The sequence below is a fragment of the uncultured Nocardioides sp. genome (genome assembly GCF_902805925.1).
Lineage (GTDB): Bacteria > Actinomycetota > Actinomycetes > Propionibacteriales > Nocardioidaceae > Nocardioides.
In genome coordinates, this window is the sequence record NZ_CADCUP010000047.1 from 1 (window position 1) to 10,661 (window position 10,661).

Below are 10,661 nucleotides of genomic sequence, written 5' to 3' on the forward strand. Positions count from 1 at the left end.
CCTCGACGAGGCCGCCTTCTGACCTAGCAATCGCTCCCGAGCCCCGCGGTAGTCCGGGGCGGATCGCACCTCACATCGGGGATCCAGGTGCATCCCGCCCCGGACTACCCCGCCGCCGCGGCGCCGGTGGGCGAGGGTCAGGCGTTGGTCGAGGAGCCCTTGCGGACCCGCAGGAAGTCGGTCCAGTCGCCGCGCCGGCCGTAGACCGTGGTGGCCTTGAGCGTGGCCACCCGGCCCTGGGCGGCCAGGCACGACTGCGGGACGCGGACCTTCACCAGGCCGCGGTCGAAGTCCCAGGACCCCCGGACGCCACCGCAGTCGATCGGCGTGCCGTCGAACTCCATGCCCAGCGCCAGCAGGAGCCGGGTCCGCACCGCCCGCCCGGGCCGCTTGACCGACTCCACGACGTACTGGGTGGTGTCCTTGGGCGCCGGGTCCACCAGGACCTTCACCCGGGCCCGGCGCTCCGGGTCGAGGTCGGCGAACGTGACCTTCACGCGCACGGCGTCGTCGCCGTTGCGCGCCTTCAGGCGGACGATGTCGGCGTTGGCCGGCCGGTCCTCTCCCAGGCCGTCGGCGACGACGCCGATGTCGGCGGCGGCCGGGACGGCCAGCGCGGTCAGGGCCAGCGCCGACACCGTCGCGGTGGCGAGTCTTCTCATGTGCAGTTCCCCCTGCGCTCGAACCCGGCTTCGTGGTCCAAGCCTCGCACGAGCGCCTCCGCTGACCCGCTTCCGCAGCGCGAGGTGCACGGTACGGCGCCCCCGCATCGACCGGTCCCCGCGGCGGCCGATCAGGGGCGCAGCCCTGCCGCGGCCGCCGACGCGACGGCCGCGGTGAGGGCGTCCAGCCGCTCGGAGGCCAGGCGCCAGCGCTGCCAGTACAACGGCACGTCGACCCGGCCCAGCGCCGGCAGCACCTCGACGTCGCCGGCCACCTCCGCCAGCTGCGGCTCGGGCAGCATGCCCCACCCCAGCCCGCGGCGTACGGCCTCGAGGAAGTCCGCCGAGGTCGGCACCCGGTGCACGACCCGTGGATGCGCCCGGCCGCGGCGCTGCAGGGCCGCGAGCTGCAGGCTGTCCTTCTCGTTGAAGTCGACCATCGGCAGGGCCGCCCAGTCGGTGCGGCCGCCGCGCCGGTGGCGGTGCACGAGCGCCGGGGTGGCGGCCGGCACGTAGCGCAGCGTGCCGAGCCTCGTCACCGAGCACCCCTGCACCGGCGAGGGGTCGGAGGTCACCGCCGCGAGCGTCTCGCCGCGGCGCAGGAGGTCGGCAGACCAGCCCTGGTCCTCGACGTGAAGCCGCAACGCCACGCCCTCCATGCCGGCCACCGCACCGAGGACGTCGCGGAACCAGGTCGCGAGCGAGTCGGCGTTCACCGCGACCGCGAGGGTCGTGCCGGTGAGCGAGCCGAGCGCGGCTGTCGCCTCGTCCTGCAGCAGGCGGGTCTGCCGGGCCAGCCGCAGCAGCGGCTCGGCGACCTCGGTGGCCGTGCACGGCGTGGCACGCCGCACCAGGACCTGGCCCACCTCCGACTCGAGCGCGCGGATGCGCTGGCTCACGGCGCTCGGGGTCAGGTGCAGGCTGGCGGCGGCCGACTCGAACGTGCCCTGCTCCACGACGGCGACGAGCGCCTCGAGGTGCTGGGGGTTCGGCCGCATGAAGCGATGCTAACGTTCCTTCAGGAAGTTTCGCTGGTCTGAACGCGCGTAGCACGCCTACGGTCGTGCCGTGCTCTCGACCACGGCCGCCGGACTGCTCACCGGCCTCGCCCTGATCATCGCCATCGGGGCGCAGAACGCGCACGTGCTCCGGCAGGGCCTGGCGCGGGAGCACGTCGGGCTCGTCGTCGCCATCTGCGCGGTCTCCGACCTCGTCCTGATCCTCGCCGGAGTGGCCGGCATCGGGGCGGTGGTGGAGCAGGCGCCGTGGGCGATCACGGTGGTCACCTGGGTGGGCGTGGCCTTCCTGACGTGGTACGGCGTGAGCGCGCTGCTGCGGGCGCGGCGCAACGAGTCGCTGCACGCCGCCACGGGCGCGAGGTCGTCGCGCTCGGGCGTCGCCGTACGCACCTTGGCGCTCACGCTGCTCAACCCGCACGTCTACCTCGACACCGTGCTGCTGCTGGGATCCATCGCCGCCAGCCACGGCAGCCCCGGGCGCTGGTGGTTCGCGCTGGGGGCCTGCGTCGGGAGCGTCGTGTGGTTCACCGGGCTCGGGTACGCCGCCCGGGCCGCGTCGCGGCTCTTCGCCCGGTCCCGCGCGTGGCAGGTGCTGGACGTGGTCATCGGGCTCACCATGCTGGCCATCGCCGGGTCCCTCGCGCTCGGTGCCTAGGCTGATGGCCATGACCGACGAGGAGACGCTGCGCGGGTACGTCGAGGTGTGGTGGCAGGCGGTCGACGACTTCACCCACCTGCTCGAGAGCCTCGCGCCCGAGGACTGGGACCGTGAGACCGACCTGCCCGGCTGGGACGTGCGCTCGATAGCCGCCCACACCGCCCACCTCGAGGCCGTGCTCGCCGGCACCCGGCACGAGGAGGTCGAGGTCGGCGCGCGCGAGCACGTCCGCGGCGTGCAGGGCGCCTACACCGAGCAGGGGGTCGTGGCGCGGTCCGAGGCCGACCGCGACGACATCATCAACGAGATCCGGGAGTCGGCCACCCAGCGGCACACCGCGCTGCTGGCCGACCCGCCCCTCGACCCCGACGCCAAGCCCGACACCGTCCTCGGGACCCTCGGCTGGAGCTGGGCCACCCTGCTCCGCAACCGGCCGCTCGACCTCTGGATGCACGAGCAGGACATCCGGCGCGCCGTCGGGCGGCCCGGCAACCTCGACGGTCCGGCGGCCCTGCACGCCTCCGTCTACCTGGCCGAGAGCCTGGGCTACATCGTCGCCAAGCGCGCCGAGGCGCCTCCCGGCACCACGGTCGTGCTGGAGGTGGCAGGCCAGCCGCCGACCTCGGTGGTGGTCGACGAGACCGGCCGCGGGCAGGCCCTGGCCGCGGAGCCCGCAGACCCCACGGTGCGGATCGCCACCGACCGCGAGTCGTTCACCCTGCTCGCCGGTGGGCGGCGCGCCCCCGAGGCGGGGCGGGTGCAGATCACCGGCGACGTCGAGCTCGGCCGGCGGGTGCTCGACCTGATGGCCGTCACGCCGTGAGCGACTCCTGGTCGCCGGCGCAGATCCCCGACCAGGACGGTCGCACCGTGCTGATCACGGGCACCACGCGCGGTGGTCTCGGCCACCACACCGCCCTCGAGCTCGCCCGCTGCGGCGCCCGGGTCGTGCTCGCCGGCCGCAGCAGGGCCAGGCTCGAGGAGACCGCGGCCACGATCCGCGGGGAGCTGCCGCAGGCGCGGCTCGAGCAGCTGGAGGTGGACCTGGCGAGCCTCGACTCCGTGCGCTCGGCCGCGGGGCGGGCCTCCGCGCTCGGTGCGGTCGACGTGCTGGTCAACAACGCCGGCGTGATGGCGCCGCCGTACCGGCGCACGCCCGACGGCTTCGAGTCGCAGATGGCCACCAACCACCTCGGCCCCTTCCTCCTGACCGGGCTGCTGCTCCCGCAGCTGACGCAGTCGGGCGACGCCCGCGTCGTGACGGTGTCCTCGGTCGCGCACCGCAGCGCGCGGTCGGCCCCCACGGGGGATCCCCGGATGGACGACGGTCGCTACCGGCGCTGGCCGGCGTACGCCGCGTCGAAGCTGGCCAACCTGCTCTTCACGTTCGAGGCCGACCGGCGCCTCGCGGCTGCCGGGCTGCCGGTGCGCGCGATGGCCGCCCATCCCGGGCTCGCCGGCACCCACCTCGCCGCCAACGGGCAGTTCGGGCGCTCGAGGGGCGGGCCCGCGACGATCCTCGACGCCGCCGTGAAGGCGGTGTCCCAGTCCGCGGCCGCCGGCGCCTGGCCGACGCTGTTGGCGGCCACCGCCGACATCCCGGGATCGACGTACGCGGGGCCGGGCGGCTTCCGCGAGCTCCGGGGGCGCCCGCGGCTGGTCGGCTGCAGCGCGCTGGCGTGCGACGAGGGGGCCCAGCGACGGCTGTGGGAGGTCAGCGAGCAGGCGGTCGGGCTGCGCTGGCCCTGATCAGCGGGCCCGCGGCCCGAACTCCGGCGTCCGCCTCTCCACGACCGCCCGCTGGGCGGCCCTGGTGTTGCGCGCGAACAGCAGCCGCGCCTGCTCGACGCGCTCCCTGCTGAAGGTCCGCCGGGCGCTGGTGTGCCAGGTGTCCTCGAAGAGCCGCTTGGCCGCCGCGAGCTGGTCGGGCGAGCGGGTGCGCAGCCGCGCCACCAGGTCGTACGCCGCGGCGTACGGGTCGCCGGAGACGCCGGTGGCCAGCCCCAGCTCGTGCGCCTCGTCGCCGGTGATGTTCTCGGCCGTCATGGTCAGTCGCTTCGCGGTGTCGATGCCGACGAGCTCGCTGAGGCTCCGCACGCCCGACATGTCCGGGATGATCCCCCACTTGCCCTCGAGCACCGACCACGTCGCGTCGGGCGTCGTGTAGCGGAAGTCGGCGGCCAGGGCGATCTGCAGCCCGCCGCCGAGGCAGTGCCCGTGCACCGCGGCGACGACCGGCACCGGCAGCCGGCGCCACGCCCAGCACGCCTCCTGGAAGGTGTTGGTGCCGCGCCACGGCCGCGGCACGAACGCCACCGCGATCGCCGTCGGGTCCTTCATCACCGTGGCGAAGTCGAGCCCGGCGCAGAACGCCTCGCCCTCCCCCGACAGCACCACCGCGCGCAGCGTCGTGTCGCGCCGCAGCCGCTGCGCCGTCGCGACCAGCTCACGCAGCGTCTCGAGGGTGAGCGCGTTGAGCTTCTCGGGGCGGTCGAGGCGGACGTCGGCGACGCCGTCGGTCACGGTGCAGGTCACGGTGGGCATGGGGGTGATGGTAGGTGACCGGTCGGTAACTTGGGCGGTTGCGATCCCCGGATATCCGGGGATCGCCACGGTTCGCCAGCGTTGCAACGGCATCGAACCGCGAGGAACCAGTGCCAGGCTCGGCTCACCGCAGCGCCAGCGCCGCCAGGGCGGCGTTGACCACCGACCCGGCGTCCAGGTCGTGGGCGCGGTACAGGTCCGACACCCGGCCGGACTGGCCGAAGGCGTCGACGCCGAGGGAGACGCAGGGGGCACCGACGGCCGAGCCGAGCCAGGCCATCGTGTGCGACGAGGCGTCGTGGACGGTGACGACGGGCACGCCCATGGCGAAGGCCTGGCGCACCGCGCCCGGGATCGAGGGGGTGGTGGCGGTGCGGATGCCCTGGCGCAGGGTGCGCTGCCACGCGGCGTACACGCGGTCCAGGGAGGTGACGTCGACGACGTGCGCGCGCACGCCCTCCTCCTCGAGCTCGGCCGCGGCCAGCAGCGCCTCGGGCACGGTGGCGCCGGACGCGGCGATCTGCACCACCGGGCCGTCGTCGGTACGGCGCGGCGAGTCCACCAGGCGGTAGGCACCCGACAGCACCTGCCGGCGCAGCGTCGCGTCGCCGATGCGGGTGCGCGCGTCCTCGAACGGCGTCTGGTCGAGCGGGCGCGTGGTGAGCCGGAAGTAGTAGGAGCCGTCCTCGACCTGGCCCACCGCGTCGGCCTTGGCCCCACCGGGCGCGGCCGCGGCGGCGATGTCGCCGACGGCCGAGCAGAGCAGCCAGTCGAGGGCGACGCCGTACGCCGGCTCCAGGAGGGTGACGTTCGGCAGCTCCATGCCGACGCTGGGCGTGATGGTCGACTGGTGGGCACCGCCCTCGGGCGCCAGCGTGACGCCGCTGGGGGTGCCGGCCACGACGAAGCGCGCGCCGGAGTAGACCGAGTAGATGAACGCGTCGAGGCCCCGCAGCACGAACGGGTCGTACAGCGTGCCCACGGGGAGCAGCAGCTGGTCGGAGAGGTCCCAGGTGAGGCCCAGCTGCCCGAGCAGCAGGAAGAGGTTCATCTCCGAGATGCCGAGCTCGATGTGCTGGCCGGTGGGCCCCTCGTGCCACCGGATCATCGGGTCCTCGGCCCACCGCGGCCGGTCGGCCGGCGAGAACACGCCGGCCCGGTTGATGAAGCCGGCGAGGTTGGTGCTCGTCGCCACGTCGGGCGCGGCGGTGACGAGGTGCTTGCCGACGGCCTCGTCGCGGGAGAGCCCGACGAGGATCCGGCCGAAGGCCTCCTGCGTCGAGATCGGCTTGCCGGAGCGGAAGTCCGTCGACGTGGGTACGACGAGCGCCGGCCGCGGCGTGCGCGCCGGCTTCTCCAGCGCCTCGGCGCGCACCGCCGCCCACTGGCCCGCGGCGGTGGTCGGGTCGAGGCGGTCCCACTCGTCGTCGAGCGTGAGCCCTGTCGCGGCGCGCAGCTGCTCGACCTGCTCCGCGGTCAGCAGCGCGCTGTGGTTGCGCGGGTTGCCCGCTATCGGCAGCCCCCACCCCTTGACGGTGTAGGCGAAGACGACGCTCGGCCGGCTCGTCTCGGCGTCGCACTGCGCGAACGCGTCGAGCATCGCGCCCATGTCGTGGCCGCCGAGGTCGGTGACCAGCCGCGCGACCTCGTCGTCGGGCAGGCCGGCGAGGTGGTCGGTCACGGCGGCCGGCGCCTCGTCGACGAAGCGGGCGCGGACCTCGGCCGGCTCCAGGCCGAACAGCGACTGGTAGCGCTCGTTGGGCATCAGGTCGATCCAGCGCTCGAGCTCGGGGCACTGCGCGTAGGCCTTCTGCAGCAGCGGCCCGTACTTCACCTCCACGACGTGCCAGCCGGCCGCCTCGAACTGCTGGCGCCACTGGTCGATGCGGATGCCCGGGATGACGCGGTCGAGCGACTGGCGGTTGAAGTCGACGATCCACATGACGTTGCCCAGGGCCGCGGTGGCGTCGTCGGCCACGGCCTCCCAGATGTTGCCCTCGTCGAGCTCGGCGTCGCCGAGCATCGCCACGAACCGCGAGGCCGGCCGCGGACCGAAGTGCGCGTCGACGTACCTGCGCGCGGCGGCGGCGAACAGCGGCGCCGCCGGGCCCAGCCCCACCGACCCGGTGGAGAAGTCGACGGGGTCGGGGTCCTTGGTGCGGCTGGGGTAGGACTGCAGGCCGCCGTACTCCCGCAGCCGGGTGAGGTAGGAGCGGTCGAGGTTGCCCAGGAGGTACTGGATCGCGTGGAAGACGGGGCTGGCGTGCGGCTTGACGCTGACCCGGTCGGGGGCGTCGAGGTGGGCGAAGTACAGCGCGGTCATCGTGGTGACCAGCGACGCGCTCGAGGCCTGGTGTCCGCCCACCTTCACCCCCTCGCCGGTGTCGCGCTCGCGGTTGGCGGCGTCGACGATGCGGGTCGAGAGCCACAGCACCCGCTGGGCGATCTCGTCGAGCAGGGCGCGGTCGGGGGCGGCAGGCATGGGCTCAGACTTCCAGACCCCCGCCCGGGCCGGGCGACCGCTGGCCACCGCAGTGTGGGACGACCTACCGAAGTCACCACGCCGCCGACCTTCGCCCGATGCGGGGCCGGGAGCGGCGGCCCTACCGTCGACGGGTGAAGCGGCAGCTGTGGGAGGTCACCGACCGGGGCGAGCGCCATCGGGTCGAGGTGACCGGCGAGGTCGTCCGGACGCTGCGGTGGTGGGTCGAGGACGAGCTCGTGGTCGAGAAGAGGTCGATGGAGGACAAGCTCACCGTCACCCGCGAGGGCGGCCAGGCGCTGCGCGTCCGGTACTCCTCGCTGGGTGCGCCGCGCCGCGCCAGCCTGTACGCCGACCACGCGACCGCCCTGGTCCGCGCCGGTGGCGTCGACCTGGTGCCCGAGGAGGGCTCGCGCGCGGCCCTGTGGGAGCGCCGGGTCATCGAGCACCCCCGCCGGCACACGCTGCTGGCGACCGTCGGCGCGGCGGCGGGCGTGGTCGTCCCGATCCTGCTGCTCGCCATCCTGCTGCCGCTGCTCGGGCGGATCCCGTGGCCGGACGTCGACCTGCCCCTGCCCGACCTCCCGGCAATCCCGTGGCCCGACCTGCCCTCGATCCCCTGGCCGGACATCACCCTGCCCGGCTGGCGGCTGCCGGGGTGGGTGCGATGGGTGCTGGACCACGCGCCGTACGTCGTCCCGGTGGTGATCGCCTTCGTCGTGGCCCGAAGCGAGGTCCGCCGCCGCCGTCAGCAGCTCCTGCAGCGGGAGGAGCGCGCCGCGGACCGGCGCGAGCAAGGCCGCTGAGGCAGGGACGGCGGTCCGGGTCGTACGGCGTGGCTCAGGCAGCGAGCTCGGTGGCGGCCTCGGCCTCCGCGCGACGTGCCTGCTGCGTCAGGCGGGCCTGCGCGGCGCGGCGTACCTTGGGGCCCTTGGTCGACATGGCCCACAGGGTCTTCAGCTGCTCCGGCAGGTTGCGCGCGTTCGTGGTGGCCAGCCAGCCGTTGGGCAGGCTCAGGCGCACGACCTTGTGCCAGGCGGAGTAGACCTGCTGCGGCATCGGCCGGGTGCAGTAGGTGAGGTCGTACTTGTCGAAGAGCGCCCGCACCCTGGGCGCGATCTCGGCGTACCTGTTCGACGGCAGGTCGGGGAAGAGGTGGTGCTCGACCTGGTGCGAGAGGTTGCCGGTCATCACGTGCAGGGCCTTGGAGCCGGAGATGTTGGCCGAGCCGAGCATCTGGCGGACGTACCACTCGCCCTTGGTCTCGCCGTCGATCGAGCGCTTCTCGAACGTCTCGACGCCCTCGGGGAAGTGGCCGCAGAGGATGACGGAGTTGCTCCACAGGTTGCGCACCACGTTGGCGGTGAAGTTGGCCGCGAGCGTGGGCAGGAACGAGCCGGTGGGGGCCGAGAGCAGCGGGTGCGCGACGTAGTCCTTCGTGACCTGCCTGCGGATCTTGGTGAGCACCTGCTTGGCGCGGCGCCGGAACTCGGGGTCCTGGGTCTGCTTCTTCTTGACCACGGCGCCGAGGTCGAGGTCGTAGGCGGCGATGCCGTACTCGAAGAAGACCGCGTTGATGAAGCACCACACCGGCTGGCCGAGGTGGAACGGCGACCAGCGCTGGTCCTCGTCGACGCGCATGATGCCGTAGCCGAGGTCGTTGTCCTTGCCGACGACGTTGGTGTAGGTGTGGTGCACCTCGTTGTGGCTGTGCTTCCACTGCTCGGCGGGCGAGGCCATGTCCCACTCCCAGGTCGTGGAGTGGATCTTGGGGTCGCGCATCCAGTCCCACTGGCCGTGGAGGATGTTGTGGCCGATCTCCATGTTGTCGAGGATCTTCGCGACGCTCAGGCCGGCGGTGCCGAGCACCCAGGCGGGCGGGAAGGCGCTGAAGAGGAGCACCGCCCGCGAGCCGAGCTCGAGCGAGCGCTGCGTGTGGATCATCCGGCGGATGTACGCCGCGTCGGAGGCGCCGCGGGAGTCGATGACGTCCTGGCGGATCGTGTCGAGCTCGACGCCGAGCTGCTCGATGTCCTCGGGGGTGAGGTGGGCGATCGGGTTGTCGGGCTTCTTCTGGATGACGGTCATGGTCGTCTCCCTTCGTGGTGACGGGTGCGTCAGTGGTCGATGTGGCAGGCGCCGGCGGCGGCGCTGATGCAGGTCTGGATCTTGATGTCGTTGCTCTCGCCGGGCACGGCGGTGGTGACCTCGCCGTTGCGCAGGTCGCGCACCGATCCCTCGCGGAGCGGGAGCACGCAACCCATGCAGATGCCCATCCGGCAACCGCTCGGCATCAGCACACCGGCCGCCTCGGCGGCGTCGAGGATGGGCGTCGCGCCGTCGGCCACGACCTCGGTGCCGGTGCGCAGGAAGCCGACGGTGCCGCCCTCGCCGGGCGCGACGCGCGCGGTCCGGAACTGCTCGGTCGACAGCGACAGGCCGGCCCGGTCGTGGTGGTCGGCCAGGGCGTCCAGCAGGCCACCCGGCCCGCAGGCGAACGTCTTGCGCGCGCCGAGGTCGGGCACGAGGTCGCCGAGCCGGTCGACGTCGAGCACCCCGTGCTCGTCGTCGTAGCGCGCGACGAGCGAGATCGCCCCGGCCACGTCGAGGGCCTCGAGGTCGCGCAGGAAGATCGAGTCGGGCCGCGTCGGCGCCACGTGCACGACCACGATGTTGTAGTCGGCGCTGCGGGGCAGGCGCAGCACGCCGTCGTCGGTGGAGGGGAAGAGGTTGCGCAGCATGCCGATCACCGGGGTGATGCCGGAGCCGGCGGTGACGAACAGCAGCTTGCCGCCGTCGGTCGGGAGCACGAACTCACCCGCGGCCTGCTCGAGGTGCACCAGCGTGCCGACCTCGGCCTCGTGCACGAGGTGGTTGCTCACCAGGCCGTCGGGAACGGCCTTGACCGTGACCGAGATGAAGCCGTCGGCGCGGGGGCCGTGCGTCAGGGAGTACGCGCGCCACTGGCGGACGCCGTCGACGTCGATGCCGATCCGGACGTACTGGCCGGGCCGGTGCCCCGCCCAGTCGGCACCGGGACGGATCACGATGGTGGCCGCGTCGCGGGTCTCGGGCTCGATCGCCACGATGCGTCCGCGAAGGTCGGCCCCAGAACGCAGGGGCGCGAAGAGGTCGAAGAAGTCGGCCGGCACCAGGGGCGTGGTGGCGGCCTCGGCTACGCGAGTGAGGCGTTCGCGAAGTCTCGGGCTCATGACATCCATCCTGTCCGACTCCTAGGATGAATGCCTGACCCACCGGCGTGAACCTGCCGCTGGAAACTGTGCGCAGGAGACAAA

General features: G+C 73.5%; 10 protein-coding genes. 4 read left to right on the forward strand and 6 right to left on the reverse strand.

Annotation, left to right across the window (positions count from 1 at the left end; translation table 11 throughout):
• Positions 1-137 precede the first annotated feature (137 nt).
• Positions 138-662, reverse strand: coding sequence for a hypothetical protein (locus QZX64_RS03420; protein ID WP_295656978.1), 525 nt, complete (start codon positions 660-662; stop codon positions 138-140).
• 131 nt (positions 663-793) lie between these two features.
• On the reverse strand, positions 794-1,660 hold the full coding sequence (locus QZX64_RS03425; protein ID WP_295656980.1) for an ArgP/LysG family DNA-binding transcriptional regulator: 867 nt from the start codon (positions 1,658-1,660) through the stop codon (positions 794-796).
• 70 nt (positions 1,661-1,730) lie between these two features.
• Between QZX64_RS03425 and QZX64_RS03430 the strand changes: the two genes are divergently transcribed.
• Genes QZX64_RS03430 through QZX64_RS03440 form a run of 3 tightly spaced genes read left to right on the forward strand, consistent with a single transcriptional unit; the run spans position 1,731 to position 4,088 of the window.
• Positions 1,731-2,336 carry a LysE/ArgO family amino acid transporter gene (locus QZX64_RS03430; RefSeq protein WP_295656982.1) on the forward strand — a complete coding sequence of 202 codons (606 nt, stop codon included), beginning with the start codon at positions 1,731-1,733 and terminating at the stop codon, positions 2,334-2,336.
• A 10-nt stretch (positions 2,337-2,346) separates the two neighbouring features.
• Positions 2,347-3,162: a maleylpyruvate isomerase family mycothiol-dependent enzyme gene (locus QZX64_RS03435; protein WP_295656984.1), complete on the forward strand. Its 816-nt coding sequence runs from the start codon at positions 2,347-2,349 to the stop codon at positions 3,160-3,162.
• Positions 3,159-4,088, forward strand: a complete 930-nt coding sequence (locus QZX64_RS03440; protein ID WP_295656985.1) for an oxidoreductase — start codon at positions 3,159-3,161, stop codon at positions 4,086-4,088. Before QZX64_RS03435 ends, QZX64_RS03440 begins: the two co-directional genes overlap by 4 nt.
• Here the strand turns inward: QZX64_RS03440 and QZX64_RS03445 are convergent, their stop codons facing one another.
• The gene (locus QZX64_RS03445) at positions 4,089-4,883 is read right to left on the reverse strand and encodes a crotonase/enoyl-CoA hydratase family protein (RefSeq protein ID WP_295656987.1); all 795 of its coding nucleotides are present in this window, start codon (positions 4,881-4,883) and stop codon (positions 4,089-4,091) included.
• A gap of 124 nt (positions 4,884-5,007) precedes the next feature.
• Positions 5,008-7,365, reverse strand: a complete 2,358-nt coding sequence (locus QZX64_RS03450; protein WP_295656990.1) for a transketolase-like TK C-terminal-containing protein — start codon at positions 7,363-7,365, stop codon at positions 5,008-5,010.
• 134 nt (positions 7,366-7,499) lie between these two features.
• Between QZX64_RS03450 and QZX64_RS03455 the strand changes: the two genes are divergently transcribed.
• Complete coding sequence (locus QZX64_RS03455) at positions 7,500-8,171, forward strand: hypothetical protein (RefSeq protein ID WP_295656992.1); 672 nt, start codon at positions 7,500-7,502, stop codon at positions 8,169-8,171.
• A 34-nt stretch (positions 8,172-8,205) separates the two neighbouring features.
• On the opposite strand, the gene QZX64_RS03460 is transcribed toward QZX64_RS03455, so the two are convergent.
• Both QZX64_RS03460 and QZX64_RS03465 read right to left on the reverse strand, forming a co-directional pair.
• Positions 8,206-9,453, reverse strand: coding sequence for an acyl-CoA desaturase (locus QZX64_RS03460; protein ID WP_295656993.1), 1,248 nt, complete (start codon positions 9,451-9,453; stop codon positions 8,206-8,208).
• Positions 9,454-9,482: 29 nt separating this feature from the next.
• The gene (locus QZX64_RS03465) at positions 9,483-10,577 is read right to left on the reverse strand and encodes a ferredoxin reductase (RefSeq protein WP_295656995.1); all 1,095 of its coding nucleotides are present in this window, start codon (positions 10,575-10,577) and stop codon (positions 9,483-9,485) included.
• Positions 10,578-10,661 lie beyond the last annotated feature (84 nt).

What these genes read in the sequence shown, in the direction of transcription:
- QZX64_RS03460 (WP_295656993.1), bottom strand. Translation starts at nt 9,453, where the DNA reads ATGACCGTCATCCAGAAGAAGCCCGACAACCCGATCGCCCACCTCACC.
- QZX64_RS03445 (WP_295656987.1), bottom strand. Translation starts at nt 4,883, where the DNA reads ATGCCCACCGTGACCTGCACCGTGACCGACGGCGTCGCCGACGTCCGC.
- QZX64_RS03465 (WP_295656995.1), bottom strand. Translation starts at nt 10,577, where the DNA reads ATGAGCCCGAGACTTCGCGAACGCCTCACTCGCGTAGCCGAGGCCGCC.
- QZX64_RS03435 (WP_295656984.1), top strand. Translation starts at nt 2,347, where the DNA reads ATGACCGACGAGGAGACGCTGCGCGGGTACGTCGAGGTGTGGTGGCAG.
- QZX64_RS03420 (WP_295656978.1), bottom strand. Translation starts at nt 662, where the DNA reads ATGAGAAGACTCGCCACCGCGACGGTGTCGGCGCTGGCCCTGACCGCG.
- QZX64_RS03450 (WP_295656990.1), bottom strand. Translation starts at nt 7,365, where the DNA reads ATGCCTGCCGCCCCCGACCGCGCCCTGCTCGACGAGATCGCCCAGCGG.
- QZX64_RS03425 (WP_295656980.1), bottom strand. Translation starts at nt 1,660, where the DNA reads ATGCGGCCGAACCCCCAGCACCTCGAGGCGCTCGTCGCCGTCGTGGAG.